The 23,824-nt window shown below is 46.1% G+C and carries 23 protein-coding genes; 5 read left to right on the top strand and 18 right to left on the bottom strand.

From position 1 onward, the window contains the following. A partial coding sequence (locus ACTTK6_RS12420) for a hypothetical protein (RefSeq protein WP_462833558.1) occupies positions 1–264 on the top strand: 264 nt, incomplete at its 5' end. 303 nt (positions 265–567) lie between these two features. Here the strand turns inward: ACTTK6_RS12420 and acsA are convergent. Beyond that, complete coding sequence (gene acsA / locus ACTTK6_RS12415) at positions 568–2,286, bottom strand: acetate--CoA ligase (RefSeq protein WP_079475740.1); 1,719 nt, start codon at positions 2,284–2,286, stop codon at positions 568–570. Between the two features lie 173 nt (positions 2,287–2,459). On the opposite strand from acsA, the gene ACTTK6_RS12410 reads away from it, so the two are divergent. Genes ACTTK6_RS12410 through ACTTK6_RS12400 form a run of 3 tightly spaced genes read left to right on the top strand, consistent with a single transcriptional unit; the run spans position 2,460 to position 4,927 of the window. Further along, complete coding sequence (locus ACTTK6_RS12410; protein WP_079477007.1) at positions 2,460–3,092, top strand: GNAT family N-acetyltransferase; 633 nt, start codon at positions 2,460–2,462, stop codon at positions 3,090–3,092. Between the two features lie 33 nt (positions 3,093–3,125). After that, entirely contained in the window at positions 3,126–3,767 is a 642-nt protein-coding gene (locus ACTTK6_RS12405) for an acetoin utilization AcuB family protein (protein WP_233133333.1), read from the top strand. Then, on the top strand, positions 3,761–4,927 hold the full coding sequence (locus tag ACTTK6_RS12400; RefSeq protein ID WP_371862286.1) for an acetoin utilization protein AcuC: 1,167 nt from the start codon (positions 3,761–3,763) through the stop codon (positions 4,925–4,927). Before ACTTK6_RS12405 ends, ACTTK6_RS12400 begins: the two co-directional genes overlap by 7 nt. Positions 4,928–4,962: 35 nt before the next feature. Here the strand turns inward: ACTTK6_RS12400 and ccpA are convergent, their stop codons facing one another. From ccpA to ACTTK6_RS12330, 14 genes are all read right to left on the bottom strand, one after another. Further along, positions 4,963–5,973, bottom strand: a complete 1,011-nt coding sequence (gene ccpA / locus ACTTK6_RS12395; RefSeq protein WP_079475737.1) for a catabolite control protein A — start codon at positions 5,971–5,973, stop codon at positions 4,963–4,965. 344 nt (positions 5,974–6,317) lie between these two features. After that, on the bottom strand, positions 6,318–7,394 hold the full coding sequence (locus ACTTK6_RS12390; RefSeq protein WP_094908823.1) for a bifunctional 3-deoxy-7-phosphoheptulonate synthase/chorismate mutase: 1,077 nt from the start codon (positions 7,392–7,394) through the stop codon (positions 6,318–6,320). Positions 7,395–7,597: 203 nt separating this feature from the next. Next, positions 7,598–8,029 carry a YtxH domain-containing protein gene (locus ACTTK6_RS12385; RefSeq protein ID WP_079475735.1) on the bottom strand — a complete coding sequence of 144 codons (432 nt, stop codon included), beginning with the start codon at positions 8,027–8,029 and terminating at the stop codon, positions 7,598–7,600. A 16-nt stretch (positions 8,030–8,045) separates the two neighbouring features. Then, a complete protein-coding gene (locus ACTTK6_RS12380) occupies positions 8,046–8,459 on the bottom strand; it encodes a DUF948 domain-containing protein (protein WP_022795220.1) in 414 nt (137 codons plus the stop codon). 202 nt (positions 8,460–8,661) lie between these two features. Further along, complete coding sequence (gene murC / locus ACTTK6_RS12375) at positions 8,662–9,972, bottom strand: UDP-N-acetylmuramate--L-alanine ligase (protein ID WP_079475734.1); 1,311 nt, start codon at positions 9,970–9,972, stop codon at positions 8,662–8,664. A 180-nt stretch (positions 9,973–10,152) separates the two neighbouring features. Further along, positions 10,153–10,794 (bottom strand): hypothetical protein, encoded by a 642-nt coding sequence (locus ACTTK6_RS12370; RefSeq protein WP_079475733.1) that lies wholly within the window; start codon positions 10,792–10,794, stop codon positions 10,153–10,155. Positions 10,795–10,817: 23 nt separating this feature from the next. Then, positions 10,818–11,918: a nicotinate phosphoribosyltransferase gene (locus ACTTK6_RS12365; protein ID WP_079475732.1), complete on the bottom strand. Its 1,101-nt coding sequence runs from the start codon at positions 11,916–11,918 to the stop codon at positions 10,818–10,820. A 104-nt stretch (positions 11,919–12,022) separates the two neighbouring features. Next, on the bottom strand, positions 12,023–14,608 hold the full coding sequence (locus ACTTK6_RS12360) for a DNA translocase FtsK (protein WP_462833556.1): 2,586 nt from the start codon (positions 14,606–14,608) through the stop codon (positions 12,023–12,025). A 96-nt stretch (positions 14,609–14,704) separates the two neighbouring features. After that, positions 14,705–15,343, bottom strand: coding sequence for a YtpR family tRNA-binding protein (gene ytpR, locus ACTTK6_RS12355; protein ID WP_079475730.1), 639 nt, complete (start codon positions 15,341–15,343; stop codon positions 14,705–14,707). A 63-nt stretch (positions 15,344–15,406) separates the two neighbouring features. Continuing rightward, the gene (locus ACTTK6_RS12350; protein ID WP_079475729.1) at positions 15,407–16,207 is read right to left on the bottom strand and encodes a DUF1444 family protein; all 801 of its coding nucleotides are present in this window, start codon (positions 16,205–16,207) and stop codon (positions 15,407–15,409) included. Between the two features lie 121 nt (positions 16,208–16,328). Further along, a complete protein-coding gene (locus ACTTK6_RS12345; RefSeq protein ID WP_079475728.1) occupies positions 16,329–16,664 on the bottom strand; it encodes a thioredoxin family protein in 336 nt (111 codons plus the stop codon). Positions 16,665–16,700: 36 nt separating this feature from the next. Further along, positions 16,701–17,711 (bottom strand): PTS transporter subunit IIC, encoded by a 1,011-nt coding sequence (locus ACTTK6_RS12340; protein WP_079475727.1) that lies wholly within the window; start codon positions 17,709–17,711, stop codon positions 16,701–16,703. Positions 17,712–17,773: 62 nt separating this feature from the next. Then, entirely contained in the window at positions 17,774–18,283 is a 510-nt protein-coding gene (locus ACTTK6_RS12335) for a DUF84 family protein (RefSeq protein ID WP_079475726.1), read from the bottom strand. 2 nt (positions 18,284–18,285) lie between these two features. Continuing rightward, positions 18,286–19,359: a M42 family metallopeptidase gene (locus tag ACTTK6_RS12330; protein ID WP_462833555.1), complete on the bottom strand. Its 1,074-nt coding sequence runs from the start codon at positions 19,357–19,359 to the stop codon at positions 18,286–18,288. A gap of 154 nt (positions 19,360–19,513) precedes the next feature. Here ACTTK6_RS12330 and ACTTK6_RS12325 point away from each other — a divergent pair, with 154 nt between their 5' ends. Beyond that, a complete protein-coding gene (locus ACTTK6_RS12325) occupies positions 19,514–19,819 on the top strand; it encodes a PepSY domain-containing protein (protein ID WP_079475724.1) in 306 nt (101 codons plus the stop codon). 100 nt (positions 19,820–19,919) lie between these two features. Here the strand turns inward: ACTTK6_RS12325 and ACTTK6_RS12320 are convergent, their stop codons facing one another. Genes ACTTK6_RS12320 through ACTTK6_RS12310 form a run of 3 tightly spaced genes read right to left on the bottom strand, consistent with a single transcriptional unit; the run spans position 19,920 to position 23,636 of the window. Continuing rightward, the gene (locus tag ACTTK6_RS12320; RefSeq protein WP_079475723.1) at positions 19,920–21,932 is read right to left on the bottom strand and encodes a PTS fructose transporter subunit IIABC; all 2,013 of its coding nucleotides are present in this window, start codon (positions 21,930–21,932) and stop codon (positions 19,920–19,922) included. 13 nt (positions 21,933–21,945) lie between these two features. Then, the gene (pfkB, locus tag ACTTK6_RS12315; RefSeq protein WP_462833554.1) at positions 21,946–22,884 is read right to left on the bottom strand and encodes a 1-phosphofructokinase; all 939 of its coding nucleotides are present in this window, start codon (positions 22,882–22,884) and stop codon (positions 21,946–21,948) included. Continuing rightward, on the bottom strand, positions 22,881–23,636 hold the full coding sequence (locus ACTTK6_RS12310; RefSeq protein WP_079475721.1) for a DeoR/GlpR family DNA-binding transcription regulator: 756 nt from the start codon (positions 23,634–23,636) through the stop codon (positions 22,881–22,883). Before ACTTK6_RS12310 ends, pfkB begins: the two co-directional genes overlap by 4 nt. Between the last annotated feature and the right edge of the window lie 188 nt (positions 23,637–23,824).

Raw genomic sequence — 23,824 nt, 5'->3', positions numbered from 1 at the left:
GAGTCCACGGAGGATTCCTCTTCTGCTCCTTCCGGGGACGGCTCCGGGGACAGCGGCAGCTCCGGCGGCGCATCCACCGATGAAGAGGAGTCCACGGAGGATTCCTCTTCTGCTCCTTCCAGGGATAGCGATGCCGAGAGTGACGAAGATTCCAGCACTTCCTCAACAAATAGCGAAGCCCCTGGCGAAAGTTCCTCGCCAGAGGCCTCAAGTGGTACTGAAAATGAAACAGAAGAAAGCTCTTCTTCTGAACAGGAAGAATAGAAAACAAAAAACCGTTATGTAGTGAAATTAAGACTTATGCGATTTGAGCCAGTCCAATCCATACTAGTAATATTGCGAGTGGTACTGAAACTATTCCCGCTGTCCGCAAAAACCGGCGATTTTCTTTACTTCCTTTAAATATTAAGAAGAAACTTTCCAACAAAAGAATAAGACCGATAATTAACGCAACCAAAGCGATCTTCCTCCTTTTCATTTCTTTTATTTATCATACCCGAAGGAATATTAGAAATAAAGAAGCCCCCGTACATAATTAAGTACAGGGGCTTCTTGCGTTTTCCTGCTCTAATCCTCCATGGTGGAAAGATCCCCGGTTGGCAGATCAAGTTCCCATGCTTTCAAGACACGGCGCATAATCTTACCACTTCTTGTTTTCGGAAGTGACTTCCGGAATTCGATCTCTTTTGGAGCCACGTGTCCGGCAAGTTCCTTCTTTACAAAACTTTGGATTTCTTCTTTCAGTTCATCCGAAGGTTCATATCCTTCCCGGAGAGCTACAAATGCCTTAATAATTTCTCCGCGCACAGGGTCAGGCTTCCCGATAACGCCTGCCTCCCCTACAGCCGGGTGTTCAACCAGTTTGCTTTCTACTTCAAACGGCCCGACTCTTTCACCAGCAGTCATAATAACATCATCTACACGTCCCTGGAACCAGAAGTATCCATCTTCATCCATATAAGCGGAATCACCAGATACATACCAGCCGTTCAATTCAAAGTAACTATCGAACTTTTCTTTTCTATTCCAAATAGCCCGCATCATCGAAGGCCAAGTTGGTTTAATCGCCAGGTTGCCCATCCGGTTTGGAGGTAGTTCATTACCCTGGTCATCGACAATAGCTCCGTAGACTCCAGGAATAGGTTTCCCCATAGAACCGGCTTTGATGGTCATAGCAGGATAGTTGCATATCATCATTGCTCCGGTTTCTGTCATCCACCACGTATCATGAATACGGAGATTGAATGCTTTTTCGCCCCAGCGTACAACCTCTGGGTTCAACGGTTCTCCGACACTTAAAATGTGACGCAGCGAAGAAAGGTCATAGTCTTTCATAAGCTCGTCTCCGGCGCTCATAAGCATCCGAAACGCGGTTGGTGCGCTATACCAGACAGAAACATTGTAGCGGTCCAGTGTGTCATACCAATCCTGCGCACTGAAGCGTCCGCCGCGTACCACGTTTGTCACACCAGCGAGCCACGGGCCAAAAATACCATAAGAAGTACCAGTTACCCAGCCTGGATCAGCTGTACACCAGTATACATCTCCGTCTTTCAAATCCAGGACCCATTTTGCTGTCTGGTAGTGTTGAATCATAGCATTATGCACGTGATAAACACCTTTTGGTTTTCCAGTAGAGCCTGATGTATAATGCAGGATCAGTCCATCTTCCCGGTCTACCCATTCCGGTTCGAAATCGCTGCCTGCCTGCTGCAGCCTTGCATCAAAATCCAAAAAACCGCCTTTTTCATCATCCACGCCTCCATGGATGAACACCGTTTCCAGGTTGGGAAGATCATCAAACGGCACCCTTTCCACTAACTGAGGGGTCGTGACCAGCGCTTTTGCTTCGCTGTCTTCCAGTCGGTCCCGGACAGCTCCTTCCATAAACGCTTCAAATAACGGCCCCACGATAGCACCTACTTTAATTGCCCCGAGAAGGGCAAAATAAAGTTCCGGGGAACGGGACATGAATATAAAAACACGGTCCCCTTTTTGAATACCTGCTTCTTTCATTACATTTGCTGCTTTGTTTGTGTATTTTTTCATATCCGCAAATGTGTACTCCTCTTTGCGGCTTCCATCTAAATAATGCAGTGCGACTTGATTTTGTTTATCAGGATTCTCCGCATGGCGATCAATTGCTTCATATGCCATGTTTACCTTTCCTGTTTCGTGCCAAGAGAATTGTTTTTCAATTTCCGACCAGTCAAAGTTTTGTTTTGCTTCTTCGTAGTCTTGTAGGTTGTAATTTCCGTCAGTTGGTGGAAGCGTTTGCACTTTCATTTGAAACATTCCCTTCTGTCGATCTTAATTTGCACAAATTCATTATAATATAAGTTCATATATTGTTCAATTCTTTCATTTCTTAATATTCACATTTCTTCCACCAATCTGAAGTATTTTTCTGATATGATAATAATGTAAGCAGTACCATAGGTGGATGAAGGATGGTGTACATGATTCACAAAAAGACCTATTATTCCAGGGAAATCGCATGGAACAACCACACTCTGCTCATGGAGGGCCCTGTTTCCGGTAAAACACTTCACGATTATGACTTTCATCCAGGACTTACAGCGTTTCGTTCTCATGAAGAACAAAAGAAGGCATTAATTGGCATTGCTGATCTTCCTGAAGGAAGAATTAACATTGTCGCTGACGGCAAAACGATTGTCGGCTATGTCACTTTTGTCTATCCAGATCCTTTAGAGCGCTGGTCCGAAGCACGGTTGGACAGTCTTCTCGAACTAGGGGCCATCGAAATAGCCAAAGAATACAGAGGGGCTAAAATCGGCAAACGGCTATTGGAGTTTTCTATGCTCGATGACGCCATGGAAGATTATATTATTATTACGACAGAGTACTATTGGCACTGGGATCTCAAATCCAGCGGGTTGACCGTATGGGAGTATAGAAAGCTGATGGAAAAAATGATGAACGCCGGAGGTCTTGAATGGATGGCTACTGACGACCCCGAAATATCCTCCCATCCTGCAAACTGTTTAATGGTAAGGTTAGGCTCCCGTGTGTCAGATAATGATGTTCAACAGTTTGATAATGTTCGTTTCACTAATAAATTTATGTTTTAACCGCCTGTTTAGAGGAGGAATGTTTGCTTGTTCGTGGAAGAAATCATGGTTAAAGACGTCATAACAATTGAACGTACTACACTCATCCGTACGGCTTTAGAGCTTTTGGAAAAACATCGCATCCGGCATATACCTGTAATTGACGAAAATGATTACGTTGTGGGGATTGTCGCAGACCGGGATATCCGCGATGCCAGCCCATCTATTTTTCAGCCGGGGGACGATAAAAAAGAATTGGAACAGCCTGTTTCTACTATTATGACTGCTCCCGTTATCACAATCATGTCATATGATTTAATGGCAGATGCTGCTGTAGTGCTGTATGATAACGATATCAGCGCACTTCCAGTCGTATCTTCAGATGAGAAGCTTGTGGGCATACTAACTGAAACTAACGTTTTGCATACATTAGTTAAAATGACAGGCGCCAATCAGCCGTCTTCCCAAATAGATGTTGTTATCCCTAACTTATCCGGGCAATTAGCAGAACTATCACTGATTTTTAAAGAGAAAGGCACAAATGTTATCAGCGTATTGCTCTTTCCGCACAGTGATACCGACAAGCAGGTGCTGAGCTTTCGAGTGCAGACAATGGACCCCCGCAGACTAATCTCTGCCATAGAGGAAAAAGGCTATACCGTACAATGGCCGAGAACACCGGAGCCGGGATCATGATGAATCACGCCCTCGTTTATTCTCCGGATATGCCGCAATATAAATTTAATGATGATCACCCTTTCAGCCCATTGCGCCAGCAAATCACCTTTGATCTTCTGCTTGAAATGGGGGCAATCAGTGATGATAAGCTTGTGCCTTCACGGATGGCGACAGATGAAGAAATAATGCTTGTGCACGACCAGCACTATCTGGAGGCCGTCAAGGCAGCCGGAAAAGGTGAACTGAGTATCGGCGTCGCAAATAACTACGGGCTCGGCACCGAAGACACGCCTATTTTTGACCATATGCACGAAGCTTCTGCTACACTTGTTGGCGGCACTCTACAGGCTGTAGAAACCGTTCTTTCAGGTAAAGCATCTCACGCTTTTCACCTTGGCGGAGGCCTGCACCATGGCTTCCAGGGAAAAGCTTCAGGTTTTTGTGTATATAATGACAGTGCCATTGCTATCGAATACGCACGTAAGCATTTCGGGGCACGTGTTTTATATGTTGATACTGATGCCCATCATGGAGACGGTGTCCAGTTTTCTTTTTACGAGGATCCGGACGTCTGTACTCTCTCCATTCATGAAACAGGAAGATACCTGTTCCCAGGAACCGGCAGCGTTGGCGAAAAAGGAGCCGGTCAAGGCTACGGCACTTCGATCAACATACCTGTGGATGCATTTACTGAGGACGAGTCTTTTTTACATTGCTACGAAGCAGCCCTGCGTGAAGCTGCCGAGTTTTTCAAACCGGATGTCATTTTTACGCTTAACGGGGCAGACGCACACTACTTCGACCCACTCACCCATCTTTCCTTAAGCATTGAGTCGTACAAAGCTATCCCAGCCATCGCTCATCAAGTAGCTCATGAATACTGCGAAGGCAGATGGATTGCCGTCGGCGGCGGAGGCTATGATATGTGGAGAGTCGTACCAAGAGCCTGGGCAGCTGTGTGGCTTGAAATGAGTGAACAGACCCACTTGTACGAACAAAACTGCCCGGAAGATTGGCGGAGCCGCTGGGGAGAAAGTGCTCCCATTGAGCTTCCTACAAGATGGCAGGACCCGGAGCATATGTACGCCCCCATCCCGAGGCGACCGGAAATTGAAGAAAAAAATATACGCTCATTAGAAAAAGCCCTTTTTCATATTAGAAATGAAAAAAGACCATAAATATAAAAAATAAGGAAGCAGTTAAACTGCTTCCCTTATTTTTCAGGAATGGTCGTTGATTGTCTGTATTCCAGTCGGTGCGGGAGGACTACAGTACTTTCGTCTACTTCTTCTTTGTTCATAAACTTCGTCAAAAGGCGCATGGAGACTGCTCCAATATCGTACATCGGCTGCACTACGGTTGTTAATGTTGGGCGTACCATAGTCGCAAGGCGTGTATTGTCAAAACCAATGACGTTCACTTGATCCGGCACGCTAAACCCATCATCCTGCAGCCCATGGATTACGCCAAGGGCCATTTCATCTGTGGATGCAAAAATCGCCGTAGGAGGATTCTCAAGCTTCATCAGTGACTGCGCAGCCCGGAGGCCGGAATCATATGAATAGTCTCCTACTGTTACTAATTCTTCCTCAAAAGAAATGTTATTTTTATTTAGCGCTTCTTTATATCCACTGAATTTTTTATATCCATTTACCGGATCTTCAAGAGAGCCCGAAACCATACCAATTCTTTGATGTCCCCCCTCGATTAACTCCTCCACTGCATCAAAAGCAGCGTCTGCATAATCAATATTTACCGAAGGCACTTCCTTGTTTTCATCAACTGTTGCAGCCAGGACAATAGGTACTGGGGATTGCTTGAACTGCTCCACGTGCTCCTCGGTGATTTCGCCACCCATAAATACAATCCCATCCACCTGTTTTTCAAGCAGGGTATTAATTAGGTTAATTTCCCGATCTTTATTTTGGTCGGAGTTGCTCAGGATGATATTATATTTATACATCATGGCGATGTCTTCAATCCCCCGGGCCAATTCAGCAAAGAAAATGCTTGATATATCTGGAATAATTACACCGACAGTTGTGGTTTTTTTACTTGCAAGGCCACGCGCTACCGCGTTCGGACGATAGCCAAGCCCTTCGATGGCGTCCAGTACCTTTTTCCGCGTAGCCGGCTTTACGTTTGGGTTGCCGTTCACGACACGTGAAACGGTGGCCATCGAAACGCCAGCCTCTCTTGCTACATCATAAATTGTTGTATTCACTAGTAATCCTCCTTCAAATCCCTTTCATCCACTTTTCAACAGATGATGCTATCATATAATAATGTTGATCAACCCTGCAATTCATTTATGAAAACTTTTCATAACTTCCTGAGCATATATGAATATTCGAGTTTTGTTCTTCTCTTCACAATTACAGATTTTTTAATCGTATCATACATAAACACCTAACGTCTTTATTCTTGATTTAGCTTGTTTTCAATTGTTTTCATTTTACTATGTTTTCATACTTCTTTTCAAGAAAACGCTATCAACTAATTTAAATTGGTTATAACTGCTCACCATATAAAAAGCACAGGAGAGTCCCTGTGCTTTCATGTAGAGAATTAGTATTTGTATAATCCGGAAGCCCTGAGGGAATCCAGGAAAGATTCAAATTGGGCAATATCCATTTGCTGCGCAGAATCGGAAAGAGCGACCGCAGGATCCGGGTGTACTTCAGCCATGACCGCATCTGCGCCGATAGCAAATGCTGCACGGGCAGTTGGTTCAAGCAAATCTCTTCTACCTGTGGAGTGCGTCACATCTACCATGACCGGAAGGTGAGTTTCTTTTTTCAAAATTGGTACTGCAGAAATATCGAGTGTATTTCTAGTTGCTTTTTCATACGTGCGAATACCGCGTTCGCAAAGAATAATATTTTCATTTCCTTTAGCCAGGATGTATTCGGCGCCTTTAATTAATTCGTCGATAGTCGAGGACATTCCGCGTTTCATTAATACAGGCTTGTCCACGCCTCCCACTTCTTTCAGTAATTCAAAGTTCTGGGAGTTTCTCGCGCCGACCTGGATAACGTCAAGGTAATCCAGGGCCATTTCTACATCCTGCGGACTTACAATTTCACTGATTACCACCATATCCAGTTCGTCAGCTACACGGCGCAGAATTTCAAGACCTTCTTTTCCAAGCCCCTGAAAGTCATAAGGTGAAGTTCTCGGCTTAAATGCTCCGCCGCGCAGAAGACGAATGCCCTGGTTTTTCATGGATTTGGCAACTTCGTACACCTGCTCGTAGCTTTCTACGGAACAAGGGCCTGCAACAATACGCTGGGAGCCATCTCCGATTTTTTCGCCCTTCAGGTCAACAATTGTATCTTCAGGCTTCTTCTTGCGAGATACCAGCAATTCTTTGCGGTTATCATCTTCCTGAAGCTCGAGCCCCGCCTGGAAGATTTGCTTAAAAATGTGCTGGACCGTGGAAGTGTAGAAGGGCCCTTCGTTATGTTCTGCAATGTGATCGAGCATATGGCGTTCACGTACCGGGTCGAATCGCTTCTGCCCGGACTTACTTTTAACATCCCCAATTTCCCGGACCAGCCGTCCGCGTTCATTAATTTGTTCCAAAAGTTTTACGTTCACTTCGTCTAATTGTTCTCTTAAGGCATCTAACTGCTCGTTACTCATATTCTCCACTCCTTCGGTCAATTACTTATCTTTTCGATTACGCCCAATTATAAACGAAGAATTCTGTTCTGTCAGCCCTTTTTTCTTTATTTCTTAAACGCTTTTAAGTGTTAAAGTATTTTTGCCTCTAAAATAAGCTTTTCTTTTAAGTCTAACTAAAAATATAATAAAAACCGCTGCATTTAGCGCAGCGGTTTTAGCTGTTACGTGTCATTATTTTTGTTTTCTGAGGAATCTTTATGCAGTTCACGCACGTCTTTTTTTACATCCTCTGCCGCTTCTTCTTCGCTTTCATCAATGCGTTCATTCAACTCTTGTGCTAGCTTTTCAGCAGATTTCTCTTCATCTTCTCCCGAGCTTCCTTTCACTCGTTCATACAGATGAGAAGACTGGGCAGAAACATTTTTGGCAATTTCGCTGGACTTATCTTTTGCAAGATTTGCCCACTCACTGCCCTTTTCGTATGCTTCAGAGGTTAACCCGCTTGATTTCTGTTTTACTGACTGAGTCCCTTCAGAAAGATTCTGGCGCCATTCCTCCCCTGATTTTGGGGTAAGAAGCAGCGCTGTCGACGCCCCTACAATGCTTCCAATGATTGTTCCTATAATAAAATCTTTTGTGTTGTATGAAGCCATTCTTTATCGTCCCCTTTTATTTTGTCCGTTTCTTCCAGCGGGCATACAAATCAATAAAGGCATTCCCCCACTGAATTACCTGGGTGACCTGCTCTGATTGTTTTGAAGAATAATTGGAAACAGAATCGGCTACACGGCGGAATGAATGGTTGACGTTATCCACTGATTCCCCGACATTTTGCAATGACCCTACAAAACCATTAATACTCTCTGTTTTGGTCTGGACATCTTCCATAATAGTATTAGAACGATTAAGCATAGCCTCTGATTCTCTGGTAATGCCCTGTACCTGCTGCTCTACCTGTTCCATTGTGTTCCCTACGCGCTCCATCATTGTAGTAGCTGTTTTCAGTGTTTTCACGAGGAAAATAATTAGAACGGCAAAAGCGATCGCTGCAATCAGCGCGCTTATGTAACCTAAAATAGCCATATCACAATACACCTCCTGTCGCCATTTTACCACTCTTTGTCTGTTTTGAAACTCCATTCTTCACAGAGAGAGGCTTCTAATTTCTTTTTCCCTATCCTTCAAAAAATATGCCTGCTGGCGAAAATATCGTCCCCGTAATGCTTTAGCATTTTTACTGTCGATACGAAGAAGACGGAAAGCTCTCGCCTTCCGTCTTGTGATTCTATTGCTTGGAGGATTCAAGATGAGCTTCATAGGCACTTTGAAACTTTTGGATGTCTCCAGCCCCCATAAATAAAAGCACGGCGTCATTATGAGTTTCAAGCACCTGTACTCCGTCCTCCTGAATTATTTTCGCGCCAGGAATGCGCTGTTTTAAGTCCTCGATGCTTAAGCTTCCATCCTGTTCCCTTGCCGATCCAAAAATATCACAAAGGTAAACATAGTCTGCCATTTGGAGGCTGGCTGCGAAATCATCAAGAAAGGCTTTCGTTCTTGAAAAGGTATGCGGCTGGAAAACAGCTGCTATCGGCCGGTTCGGGTATTTTTGTTTGGCTGATTCGATGGTAGCCCGAATTTCAGTAGGATGATGGGCATAATCATCAATCAGCACCTGCGACCCGGAAGTTTTTTCCGTAAAACGGCGTTTCACACCGCTGAAAGTAGCCAGTTGTTCGCGAATAATCGCGGCCGGCACCTCTTCATAGTGACAGATAGCAATAACAGCGAGTGCATTTAGAATATGGTGCTTGCCATAGCCTGGGATAGTAAAGCGACCAAACCGGTCCCCACGGATTTGCACATCAAAACTGGTTCCATTCTCGTCTACTATTATGTTTTCCGCGTTGAAATCATGCTTTCCTTCAATACCATAATAAACAATTGGCACAGGCGCATGCAGCTTTTGAAGGTGTTCGTCATCACCGCACGCTACAATACCTTTTTTTACTTTTTGAGCCATTTCATTAAATGCCTGAACAACATCGTCTACGTCTGAAAAGTAATCGGGGTGATCAAAATCAATATTTGTCATAATCGCATAGTCAGGAGTATAGTTTAAAAAATGACGGCGGTACTCGCAGGCTTCAAATGTAAAAAAGCGACTGTTTTCCATGCCTTTCCCTGTGCCATCGCCAATTAAGTATGAGGTAGGCTTATACGCCTCTAGTACGTGTGCTAAAAGACCAGTCGTGGTCGTTTTACCGTGTGAGCCCGCCACTGCTATCGAAGTGAAATTTTGAAGGAATTCTCCTAAAAACTGTGGGTAGGAATGGACCTCTACCCCTGCCTGCTTTGCCTGTTTCACTTCTTCGTGCGTATCACCATAAGCTGCTGAAGCAACCACCGTCTGGCCTTCCTGGATGTTGTCCGCCTGAAAAGGAAGAATAGAAATATTTTTCTTTTCAAGAGGCTGCTGTGTAAAAAATGTTTTTTCAACATCCGAGCCCTGTACACTATGATTCATATCGTGCAGAATCTGGGCAAGAGCACTCATGCCGGATCCCTTAATTCCAATAAAATGATAATTAGACATATTGTCTTCCTCCGTTCTTTCAAAAAACCTTGCCGCTAAAACGCACAGGTGAAAGAGATCGTTTTTCATGGTGTTTATCATATGTAAACATACTTGTCTTATTATAGCAAAAACCTTTGGTTCCTCCAACGGAACGACTAAAATTGGGCATAAAAGCATGACCCCCGTCTCGTTTACAAATCAGAAACTTACGGACGGGAGTGCAAAATGGAGCCAGGAGGCCCCTTTTTCTTTATGCCAGCGGATGTGTTCTTCTTTATAGTAGGCTTCTTCCGCCTCAAGCATCAACGCCTGAAACTCTTCACTATTCGGCTGGATCGGCACTGCCTGGCCCAGACGGGTGTCTTCAAACCCTACACGCGCTGTCCGCACAAGCCAGGTGGAAGATACAGCCGGTTCTAAAGCAGGGTCCTGCTGCAGCCGGCCGGAAAATTCCTGCTTTCCTACTGCCCGGGCCCACCGGTTTTTTTCATTTAATTCCACCGGCAGCCAGGAAGCCGTCAGCAGCAGTCCGCCCAGTTGAAGATCCATCCGGGTCCGCTCAGTCAGCGTCTGTTTTAAGAACATATCAAATAGATGAGTACCGATAATCGTTACATAATCGTATGAAAACCATTCCTCAAACAGCATATCCCATGGCCTTTTTTCCACCTGTTCCACCGCCAGGCCTGTTTGTTCGGCGAAAAGGTGTTTAGCACGTACCTTTTCACGCAGGTTCGTATTTTCTTCTTTCCAGTCTTTAAATGCTGCGAGCAGGCTTTCAAGGCGCCGGTCTGCTTCTACCTGCCGGCGCTGCCGGTACCTCTGTATATCCGAACGCACGGCAAAGAACTCCTTTCCGGAAATTAATAATCAACAAGCTCCATTCGGCTGTTTGGACGATGCTTCCGCCCGGCTTTAGCTTCATGCTTTCCATTTAACAATACATTGTCTCCTGTAAAACCAATATGAATTTTTAACAGGCTGCTCCCAATACCATAAATATCTACGGGAACATCTTTAGCTTCATATTCCTCAATACGTGCGGCATTGAAACCACCGCTTACCATTATTTTAACATGATCAAAGCCTTCATCATCCAACACCCTCCGTAAGGCAAAAATCAGCTCAGGATTTACTCCGGTGGGGTTGAAAGAGCCAAGCACTTCTGGATGCCGGCAGAAATATTGATCCACCATGCTGGCCGAAGTATCAAGACGAACTGTCTGAAGGTCCTTGCCGAACTCCCTGGCCACTTTTAAAGAATCGGTAATGACGTCATTATTATAGTCCACCAGCGCTACAAGTTCATCTTCCGGAAATGTTTCTTTGTACGCCCGGGTCGCCTGAATGATATCGCCCTCGAAAAGCTGAAGCAGGGCATGCGGCATCGTTCCCATTCCTTTTTTCCCCCACCACTCGCTCATGGCATGGGTTGCCTGGGCTTTAGAGCCGCCAATAAAAGCACTGTATCCGTCCCCAGCCTGCTGCGTGAAATGATCGTCCCGATCCCCCATGAAAATGACGGGTTTTTTTCTGCCGGAGAGTTTTGCTGCATTTACTACATTGAAGACGTTCGTAGCCACAGAGGTACGTCTCGCAAGTATACCGTCAATCAGGCCCTCAAGAAAGCCAAAATCCTGATATTTCCCTTCAACTGTCATCACTGTTTCGTACGGCGCAATTTTATTGCCGTCTTCAAGAGCATGAATGGTAAGATCCTCCGGGTAGGAAGAAAAGGTTTTAACTAAAGCAACCGCTTCATCTACTCCGCATAATACAGCGTGATCTTTTTGAAAAAACTGCATCAGCACTCGTTCTTCCGGCTTGTATTTTTCCGCGATTTTTTTGGTTTTTAAAAAATATACAGCGGAAAACCATCCTTCTTTTACTCGTTCATCGAATTTAAATGTTTCATTTGTTAATCGCTTTTGTTTCCCTTGCAGTTTAAGTTCAATTTCCTTCATAACAGCTGCTCCTTAACCTATGTATCAGAATAAGAGCCCGTGATTTTCCACGGGCTGCTTCAATATTCTATTTATCATATAAAACCTTTAATGGGAAAGCAAGCCTATACCGTTTCTTCCCACTCCTGCCGGGTTACTAATACATTTCGAGGTTTGCTCCCTCTCGCCTCGGAAACGATCCCACGATTTTCCATCGTATCGATCAGCTTAGCCGCTCGGTTGTAACCTAACGAAAAACGACGCTGCAGCTGGGAGGCGGAAGCCTGCTTCTGGTCGATGACGAATTCACACGCATTATTATAGAGCGGGTCCTGATTTTCCTCTTTTTCGAGGTGCTTTTGCAGTTCTTCTTTTTGAAACTGATAAACGGGTTTTTTCTGCTCTTTTACAAAATCTGTGACAGCGTCTATTTCTTCATCTGTCACAAAGGTGCCCTGGACACGCGTTGGCTTGGATGCGCCGTTTGGATAGAAAAGCATATCGCCCTTACCAATCAAACGTTCAGCACCGCCTCCGTCCAAAATCGTACGGGAATCCACCTGTGAAGATACGGAGAATGCTATTCTGGTTGGGATATTTGCTTTAATGAGTCCTGTAATAACGTCCACCGAGGGGCGCTGCGTTGCTACAAGCAAGTGCATGCCGCAGGCTCTTGCTTTTTGCGCTATACGGCAGATCGCATCTTCTACATCCTGTGGCGACACCATCATCAAATCTGCCAATTCATCAATTACAATAACGAGGTACGGCATTTTATCAGCCGGGCGCCCCTGTTTTTCCATTCGTTCGTTATATTTTTTCATGTCCCGCACGCCTTCGCGGGCCAGACGTTCATAACGATCTTCCATTTCCTGGACTGCCCATTTTAACGCTCCTGTTGCTTCCTTGGCGTCATTGATTACCGGCGTAATAAGGTGCGGCACCTCCCGGTAAGAAGCAAGCTCCACCATTTTAGGATCGATCAGCATCCATTTACATTCTTCCGGAGAGGATTTGTACAACAGGCTCAGCAGAATTGAATTAATGCAGACACTCTTTCCGGAACCCGTAGCGCCTGCTATTAATCCATGCGGCATATTCTGCAGGTCAGCGATGACAGGGTTGCCTCCAATATCGAGACCCATGGCAACTGAAAGCGGCGATTGATGATTTTTAAACACGTCCCGGCGGAGAATCTCTCTTAAAAATACCGGCGCCGATGTCGGATTGGGTACTTCAATGCCAATAGCATTCTTCCCGGGAATAGGCGCTTCCATTCTTAGATCTTTAGCTGCAAGCGCCATTTTAATATCATCTGTTAGATTGGTTACTTTTGTCACTTTCACTCCTGGAGCCGGCTGGACTTCAAACCTTGTAACCGACGGTCCTTTTGTAATCTGAGAAACTTTTGCATCCACATGAAAGTTTTTCAGCGTGGTTTCAAGCTGGCCCCTTTGCTCTTCTAGCTCACTTTGGTCTTCGTCTTCTTTTTTTGGAGGAATATTGAGCAGTTGCAGCGACGGCAGCCGATATCCTGTCTGCTTCGGCTGTCGTCCGGCAGAGCGTTTATCCTTGGGATACATCATGACATTAAACGGGGTTGAGGTAGATGGCCGTTTACTGCTGGACTGTTTTTTTGCCGGTGCTGCCGGTTTCTCTTTTACTGCTGAAGCCGAAGCACTCTTCGGCTTGTCAGTTTTTGATTCATGTTTTTTTACAGGCAGGCCGCTATTTTCCGGTAGTGGCTCCAGGTTATTTTCAAAAGCTGGCTGCTCTGTTCTTTCTTTCTCTTTCGTGTTTTCCGTATTATCAACTGGAATATTTTCTTTTTCCCGGCCCACGGAAACCGCCTGAGGCTCTTCCTCTTTTTCCGGCACTTCTATCTCAATGGACTTGTTATCTTCCGGTTCTATTTCAAACGCAGTGCCGGAAGGAAATAGATCATTGTCTTTTTTTTCATCCGAACCGTGTTCATCCGCCGGCTCATTGTTATCTGTATCCCCATCCTGCGCTTTTGTATCCCATTTACCGCTTCTCTGGGCTCTGCTGATCTCCATAAAGCGATCGGTGTCCTCCTGTAATATGGAAGGAGCTCTGCGCTTTCGGCCTGCTTCTTTTTCTTCCACCTGTTTTGTAACAGCTGAAGGTCTTCTTGCTCCAGTACGGATGGAATTCAGAAAAGCAATATCTTCCCGGATCTGCTCCTGAACGGAGGTTTCCTTTCTTTCTTCTGCATCTGGATCCCTTAAATTACCCGGATGCAGATCAGCCTGCTGATATCCAAAGACAGGAGAAGGAATACTTCCTGCTTCGAAATTTTTACCCTGAAAATAGCCTTCGTTTTCTGGTTCTGTCTTTTTCTCTTCTTTTGAACCAGTCCGTTTAGCATCGCCCCCGACACGTTCCTGTTCGCGTCCCGCGCGCTCGGAGGCGCGCGATTTCGCAGAAGTGCTCGAAAGCTTTGCTGCACTTGGGCGTTCCGGAGCCTGCGGGCTGTTCTTTTGTTTTTGAGCTTCTTCATAGCTTTTAGGATAAACATTAAACATTTTCACCGGCTCAGATTCCTGATACGTCATTCTCGCTATGTATGGAGGAGGATCCTCTCCGGAGCGCTTTATACGATTTTCACGGTTGTTTTCCTCTGGCTGTTCTTCATCGTTAAAAAGAAAATGCTGCATTCTTTTCATCCATTGTTGAAAGGATGACGGCATTTTCAACCCCTCCTTTTCTTACCGGACTTTCTTGAGTCCTAATTAACTTTGTCTGCACAAGAAAAACCCCTAGCACCACTAGCGGTTTTTCACTTCCTACACGGACGCTGAAACCGGGCGTTCGTGATACTGTTTATAAAAATCCTGGCCCGTTTCGTACGATTCATCAAGAACGAGAATGCCTTTTTCTGTCTGTTTTTCCGGCAGTGCAAGCTCAGACACTGAGCAGATCATGCCGGTAGAAGTCACGCCACGGAGTTTTGATTTTTTAATTTTCATCCCTGAAGGCATAACTGCCCCTGGTACGGCTACAGCTACTTTCTGGCCTTTGTCGACATTCGGAGCTCCGCAGACGATTTGAAGCGTCTCTGTACCCGTTTCCACCTGGCAGACGCTCAGCTTGTCTGCATCCGGATGCCGCTTTTTATCCGTCACGGCACCTACGAGGAAATTGGGCTGGGACGGCACTTCAAGAGAACTGTCTACATTGTTTTCTTTTAAAGCTCTATTGACAAGCTGAATATGGGCCTCATCCCCTGCTATTCTGCCCGTCCCTGTAATTTCTCCATAGGAAGAAGCATTAAAAATATGATAACCTGCTGTTTCTTTCGTTGTCGCATGGGTGAGCACGGCGACATCTCCGTACCTTACCGTTTTACGCTGTTTTGAATCTATTGGTTTTAAGGAAAGGAGAAGCACATCTCCAATTCCTGTTGGGTTATAAAAAATATTCATTCGTTGAGACTCCTTTTCGCTAACTTAACTTTTATTGTATCACAGCTTGCACGCTCCCGCGAATCAGGATTTAGGGCGTTTTTTTGCCAGGATAAAGATAGGTTCAAATTCTCCATTTTCATACATGAACGGCAGGGCTGTAATCGGCACCCGTCCGTCATTGAAGAAGCGGAAAGCCATCTGGCCAAGGACATCGTAGCCAGCATCATTGGTAATATCTGCAATAATAAAGACATCGTTATGCGGCACTGCTACTGCCATGTCGCCCTGCACACCCTCAGCTACACTTTGCAGCAAAGCTTCATTTAATACGCGGCTTGCATCATAGCCGTCATTTGTATTAATAAAATAAAACGTATTTCCGGCCACCATATCTTTTTTCATTGGCACTTCCAATGTCTTTAAATTATTGCGGGCAGCGCGGCGGATGTTTTCGGTTTCAATCTGCTCAGCTTCAAGCGTTTCTTGTTCGATCAATGAATACGCCTCTCCCATATCAAGAGCGTAAAAAATTCTGGTTTCCGCTGTATGGTCGTCCCATACGAGCTCTTTCCCCTCCTTTGTCTCAGTCGGGAAGGAGGTAGAGCGGATGACCGGATAAATAAAACTTTCCTGTCCGGAGAGTGAAACATCGCGTTCCATGGCGCGAAAGGATGTATCGATATAATGCACGACATCCTCCACAGCTTTTTCTCCCTCTCGTTCATATTTCGCCGCCCATTTGCTTAAATCCAAATCCACTCCGGTTTTCAGCTGCTTGTGCTCGACCCGCAGCGAGCTGTGTTCATCATCATATTTAAACGTCCGGGACTCATCGTCTTTCAATCGTTCCCGCAGTATGCGCTGTAGTTTTCGTACTTCCATTTCTATCGCTCCTCTTGAACATTCTTAATTCTATCGTAACACGTGCAGTCGTGTACTCCCACACTCGTGCTTACTGTTAAAAAAAAGACCGTCCCTTTTTCAGGGACAGCCTCCTGGACCTTTATGAAGCCTCGTTGGCTTTTTCCAATGCTTCGTTTAGGAAGTGCTGGACTTCTTCCGGCGTTTTCCGCTGCTTGCTTACAAAGCGGTGTACTTCTTTTCCATTACGAAAAGCAAGAAAACTCGGTATACCCATTACGCCGTAGTCAATGCATACATCCATCAGCTCATCACGATCCGCTTTGTAGAAAGTAAACTGATCGTACTGCTGCTCGATCTCGGGCATCGCCGGGTCAATATACGTACAATCCGGGCACCAGCCGGCGGAGAACATAATTACTGTATTTCCATTATCAATGGCTTGATTAAAAGATTCCTGTGTAGTTAAATTTTCCATTGTTTTTCCTCCTTGAATTAATACATACAGAAAAGGCTACCCTTCCCGTATTTTCATATCCCCCATTCTAATCCAATTTCTTTTGCGCATCCACTCTGACAAACCGAGACTGATTAACGCGGGGGCAGCAACATGAAGAAGCAGCACTGTTCCAAGCACTTCAAAAGAAAATCCCATCGTCTGGAAAGTCATAATCTGGCCCACCAGGCCGCTCGTACCCATTCCGGCTCCTGCTGCATTATTTTCCATCATGAAAACCATCGTAGAAAAAGGAGCCACTATCATTCCTGCAAGCGTTGGCGGAATCAAAATGAGCGGCCGCCTCACGACATTGGGCACCTGAAGCATGGAAGTTCCGATCCCGAGAGCGGCGAGGCCTGAAAACTTATTTTCCCGAAAACTGCTGGCTGCAAAACCAACCATCTGTGCTGCACATCCTACAGTAGCCGCCCCGGCCGCAATTCCATTCAAATCGAGAATAATGGCAATAGCAGCACTTGAAATGGGTGCTGTCAGAGCAAGGCCCATCAGCCCGGCAACTAAAATTCCCATAATAAGCGGCTGCCTTTCTGTAGCCCAGACAATCAAATCTCCGAAGCCTGTCATAAACGCCTGAATTCCCGGCCCAAGAAGCTGGGCGATCCCATATCCCGCGATAATCGTCACAAGCGGTGTCACAATAATATCAAGCCTTGTTTCTTTGGAAACCAGCTTACCAAGCTCCACAGAAACGAGTGCTGCAATAAAAGCTCCTGCTGGTCCTCCGAGCTCTGCTCCGGCAGCGCCAGTAGCTACCGCAGAAAAAACAACCAGCGCCGGAGCCTGCAGCCCGTAAGCTACAGCCACCCCAATGGCAGGCCCCATTAATGAAATCGCAAGCGTGCCCATGTCCTCAAAGAAAGTAATGCCAAGCTGCCGGCCAATTGTCTGAATAATTAGTCCGATGATTAAAGACGCAAACAACCCAAGCGCCATGTAGCTTAAAGCTGTAACTCCATATGTCTTTACACTTAAATTTACACCCTTTTTCAAAAAAAATGACCGCATGTCCTCTCTCCTTCTCTTTTTTCCCATTGTAACCATAATTTAATTTAATGAAAAGGCGCCGTTTAAAACCGGCGCCCTGTTTGATGCAGCCACTGGCCGTAAAGCAGGGATACAACATGGTGAAAAAGGGCAGTCCGGTCCACCCGGCCGGCGGTCAGGATTCCGACTGCCCCTTCGTTTTGATGAGTATCTGTCAGCTGTGAGTAATGGTCCACTGCTGTTTTTAATTCCACGCCGTCCCTGAGCATAGCAGCAATATGTTCCGGCAGCAGTATACGGGCTCCGCCGGCCGTCCATGTACCTGTGCCATCTGTAAGCGCCCCCCAGCTGACCAAGTATATGTCATTTTCTTCAGCCTGTACGCCGCCTTCGAGCCCTATCCCAATATCAGCACGTTTTTGCACATGCCGGGCACGGTTTACAGCTCCTTCTCTCGTCTCCACATCGGAAAACGGCTGATCACTCACTTCCGAAGCCGCAGCTGTACCGGAAACGGAAAATTCCGGATAGAGCACCTGGCGTACTGCTTCTATTTTTACAGGATTTTTTGATCCTACTAAAGCCTTTTTCAACTTCAGACTCCTTTATGAATCATATCGAGGGCCTGTTGGTCTGTGGTTCGCACGAGCTTTGTCAGCAGTTCTTTTGCTGCAGCGTAATCATCCACATGCAGCAGGGAAGCAGAAGTATGGATATAGCGGGAACAGACTCCGATAACAGCAGATGGAATACCTTCGTTGGCCATATGCACACGCCCGGCATCAGTCCCTCCCTGAGAAATAAAGTACTGGTACGGGATATTGTTACTTTCCGCCGTATCTAGAACGAAATCCCGCATGCCACGGTGAGTGATCATCGTCTGGTCAAATATACGCAAAAGCGCCCCTTTACCAAGCTGGCCGAAGGCATCTTTCCCTCCAGTGGAATCGTTCGCCGGACTTGCATCCAAAGCGTAAAAAATATCCGGCTGGATCATTTGTGCAGCCGTCTGGCCCCCGCGCAGCCCTACTTCTTCCTGTACTGTGGCGCCTGCGTAAAGCGTGTTTGGAAGGCTTTCATCCTGGACTTCTTTCATTAATTCTAAAGTCAGGCCGACACCATACCGGTTATCCCATGCCTTTGCCATAATTTTTTTCTCGTCCGCCATTGGAGTGAATGGACAGACCGGAGATATTGGCATACCCGGACGGACACCGAGCTGTTCCGCATGCTCACTGCTGTCAGCTCCAATATCAATAAACATCTTATTTAACGGCATCGGCTTCTCCCGCTGCTCCGGTTCCAGCAGGTGTGGAGGGGTGGAACCAATCACCCCCGGAATGATTCCATTTTCTGTATACACTTGAACACGCTGGGCAAGCAGTACCTGGCTCCACCAGCCGCCAAGCGTTTGAAACCGGAGCATTCCGTTTTCATCGATGGATTTAACCATAAATCCTACTTCATCCATGTGGCCGGCTATCATTACTTTCGGGCCTTCCTGAGCGCTGCGTTTCACTCCAAACAAGCTTCCGAGCCGGTCCTGGATAATTTCGTCACTTACCGGCTCCAGTTCTTTTCTCATGTATGTACGGATTTGATGTTCAAAACCCGGTACTGCCGGTGTCTCTGTTAAAAACTTAAACATGTCGCGTGTTTCCTGCTTCATAAAATACTCCTTTCGCTTGTCAGGCTCTGCCTAATTTTCATTTTATCGAACGACTCACGTTTTTACCACTATTGAAAACGGGTATGTATTTGGATATACGCATTATTTGCGGTATACTGAGTATAATAAGAAATGGAAAGGCAGGGACATAATAATGAATACAAAGAATATCCTTATTGGAGTAGGTCTTGGTGTTGCTTTGGGAATTTTGGTTAAGCAGTTCACAAAGAAAGATGAAATTTCCCCGGAAAAAGCGCTGAAGACGGTAAAAGAAAACGTACAGGATCATCTGCCGGTTAACGGCTCCTGGATCCACATGACGCCGGAAACCTACAAAAAAGACGACCTGGAATACAAGGTTTACCGTGGCGGCCTTTCAAGCACCAATCAGGGAGAGACCCGTCAATTAGACTTTATTGTAGATGCTGAAACCGGCACTATTTTAGAACTGAGCTCTTAATCAACATAGCTTCCGGCCTTATTCCAGGGCCGGAAGCTTTTTATTTTCCTTCATAATACAAAAGAGAGGCACCTTCATTGGCGCCTCTCTTTTGTATTAGTTAAGATGCTTCTTTTTTCTCTTTAGAATCCTTATAATCCTGTACTTCGTTTTTCGACTGCTCCAGCGGCTTCTTCAAAATAGCCAGCATAACCATCGTCACAAGTGATCCGATAAGGATCGCGAGGAAGTATAGAAAAACTCCGCCGCCCTGCACAGCATTCAGGAAGAACACGAGAAAACCTCCGTGCGGTGCAAGCAGTTCCACGTTAAAGAACATGGCCAGGCCGCCTGCTACTGCAGATCCAGTAACGATGGAAGGAATAACCCGAAGTGGGTCCGCTGCCGCAAACGGAATGGCACCCTCTGTAATGAAAAATGATCCGAGCGCATAGTTTGTGTACCCAGCCGAACGCTGTTCTTTTGGAAAACGGTTCTTAAAGAACGTGACCGCAAGGGCGATACCAAGCGGCGGCACCATCCCGCCGGCCATTACAGCCGCATGCGGAGCGTAAATGCCCTGGCCGATTAGAGCGACACCGACTGTGAAGGCCGCTTTGTTGAACGGTCCGCCCATGTCGATTGCCATCATGCCGCCGAGCAGAATCCCAAGCAGGACCAGGTTGCTTGTACCAAGACCTGTGATCCAGTCCTGAAGAGCTGTATTTAGAAAAGCAACTGGTGTAATAAACACGTAGTACATCAAAAGACCGGTGATCAAAATATTGATAACTGGATAAAATAAAATTGTTTTAATTCCGTCAAGCACCTGCGGGAGTCCAGACATAGCCTTCTTCACGCCAAGAGCGACATAACCGCCAAGGAAACCGGCAATGATACCGCCAAGGAAACCGGCTGTGGCGTTCTCAGCTCCTGGAATGCCCTGAGTGGACATGAAACCACCAACCATTGCCGGCATGAAACCAGGCCGGTCTGCGATGCTCATACCGATAAAGCCGGCAAGCACTGCTACGAATAATCCAAAGGCGTACTGTCCGCCTATTGCATTCAGAGCCTGGGCAAACCCGTTAAACTGGTCACTTTCAGGATCCGCCGAGTTAATCCCCCAGAAGAAAGAAAGAGCGATAAGAATCCCGCCGCCGATAACAAATGGCAGCATGTTCGAAACCCCGTTCATCAGGTGGCGGTAAATAGCATTTCCAACTGCTTTTGCTCCGCCTCCGCCGCTAGAAGCGCTCTCTTCTTCATCCGACGATGAACTTCTGCCAGAGCCGCGGTATTTCGAAAATTCTCCGTTCACAGCCTGGTTAATTAACTGTTCCGGTTTACGGATGCCATCCGTAACTTTGGTGGATAAAAGCGGCTTTCCGTTAAATCGGTCCATTTCGATTTTTGTATCAGACGCTACAATAATAGCTTCCGCATTTGCAATTTCTTCGGAGGTGAGACGGTTTTTAACCCCTCCGGATCCATTCGTTTCCACTTTGATAGAAACTCCGAGCTCTTTTGCTTTATCCTTCAGGGCATCTGCTGCCATATAGGTATGGGCGATACCAGTTGGACATCCGGTTACTGCAAGAATCCTCGGCGTATTGCTGTCGTCGGCAGCCTGGGCTGAAGAGGTTTCGGATGCTTCTTCCTCATCACTTCCAAGCTTGTCTCTTTCTTTTGCGTCTACCGCCGCCATGACCTCGTCTTCGGATTCTGCATTCAAGAGATCCTGGCGGAAGTTTTCATCCATCAGCAGCGTAGACAAACGGGACAATGTAGTTAAATGTGCTTCATTCGCTCCCTCAGTTGCTGCAATCATGAAAAACAGATGCGCCGGCTGGCCGTCCAATGATTCATAATCTGCACCTTCCTGAGAACGGCCGAATGCAATAGCCGGTGTATCTACAGCGCTTGTCTTTGCGTGAGGAATGGCGATGCCTTCGCCGATACCGGTAGAGCTTTCTGATTCCCTTTTTTCAATTGCTTCTTTAAAAGCATGGCGATCATTTAACCGACCGGCAGTGTCAAGCTTGTTTACCAGCTCATCAATCACTCCCGCTTTATCTGTCGAAGACAGAGACAGCAGCACGGTATCTCTTTTTAATAGATCGGTAATTTTCATTCTGCTTCCCCCTTTAAGCTTGATTAGTCTCTTCGCTTTCGAGCGAACGGATCGTGATCTTTTGACTTAGTTCTTCTACTTCTTTTTTCGTGCAGAATGTTTCAGAAAATGCTGTAGCACTTCCGGAAGCTACTGCTTTGTTCAACACCTGAGCCGGATCCAGGCGTTCCGCGATTCCGGCGGCGAATCCAGCTACCAGGGAGTCACCTGCCCCGACAGAGTTCACGGCTTTTTGCTTTGGCACGGAGGCGTGAAGGGTCTGTGATTTATTAATATATACAGCTCCTTCTCCTGCCATCGATATAACCACATGCTCAATATCAAAATCCTCCAGAAGCTTTCGGCCATACACTGCAGCATCTTCCACACTGTTCACTTCCACTTCGTACAACTCTGCGAGTTCCAGATGGTTCGGCTTCACGAAATAAGGGCGGCCTTTCAATGCCTCACCGAGCGCTTCGCCGCTTGTGTCCAAACACACCCTGACTCCTTTGTTTCTCACCCGTTCCATTATGTCCAGATAGATGCTGTGAGGGAGAGAAGAAGGAACACTTCCTGAAAGTATTAATTCATCTTCCTGCGTCAGAACATCCAGCTTCTGGTACAGTGCTTCCACGTCTTCGCGCGAGACGCCCGGGGAGGTTCCATTAATTTCAGATTCCTCGCCGCCACGGATTTTGACGTTAATTCTTGTATCCTCTTCTACCTGCACAAAATCCGTTTGGATGTTTTCTTTTTCCAGGCTTTCTTTAATATACTGGCCGGTAAACCCGCCTACAAAACCGAGCGCAGTTGACTGCTCTCCGAGTCTTTGCAGCACTCTCGAAACGTTAATGCCTTTACCGCCTGGATATTTCAAATCATTTTTCGACCGATGGATATTTCCCGGAATAAACTCTTCTAGTTCGACTACATAATCGATTGCCGGGTTCAGCGTTACTGTATATATCATGTACTCACGACCTTCACATCTGTATATTTCTTCAAGTTTGTCCGCTCATCGTCCCGCAGCCTGTCCGACGTAATAATTTCCGCTAAAGCAAGTTCACCAATGTTGGCAAATGTAATGGAATTAATCTTCGAATGATCCGCCAGCACATAGCTCCTTTCCGCAAGATCAAGCGCTGTCCGCTTAACCACTGCTTCATCCGGATCCGGGGTGGTATACCCGTGAACAGGATGAACACCGTTAATACCGAGAAAGCAGGCGTCAAAACAAAATTCCTTCAGTGCTTCTATAGCTTTAATTCCTACGAGGGCCCCAGTCCCCTGCTTGCCTTTACCTCCGATGACGTACGTTTCAATGCCCTTCTCGAGCAAAAGCGGTACATGCGGAATGCCGTTGGTTACCACGACAAGATTCCGGTCAGCCAAATAAGGGATCATCTCCAGGGTCGTCGTCCCGGCGTCCAGAAAAAGACATTCACCGGGTTCAAGCAGGGAAGCTGCTGCTTCTGCAATCTTTTTCTTTTCCCATTGGTTTACACTGCTCTTCTCTGCGATAGTTGGTTCGTTTCGGCGGCGCCTGGAGAGAGAAGCTCCGCCGTGAATTCGTTTAATCTGTTCATCCGATTCCAGTTTGGATAAGTCCCTTCGAACTGTTGCTTCTGAAGCACCAGTCAGTTCCACCAGCTCATGAATAGAAGCAGTGTCTTTCGTTTTTAGAATTTCGATGATGGTGTCTCTGCGCTCAGTGTGAAGCATTACCTTCCCTCTCCTTTCCGGGTTTGGCATAAAAAGCAACAGGCATCTGCAGAAGTTTTGATCGTTTTCTATTTTTGCTTGTTTAATTAACTTCATTGTACACGCTTACTTAATCATAATCAATCAATTTTACTCAAAAACAATCATTTACTTTTGTTCATTGATTGAAATTGACATTTTCATGTTTG

The organism is Marinococcus salis (assembly GCF_054971365.1).
The sequence above is the reverse complement of the archived record's forward strand: the minus strand, read 5'-3'. Positions and strand labels throughout refer to the sequence as shown.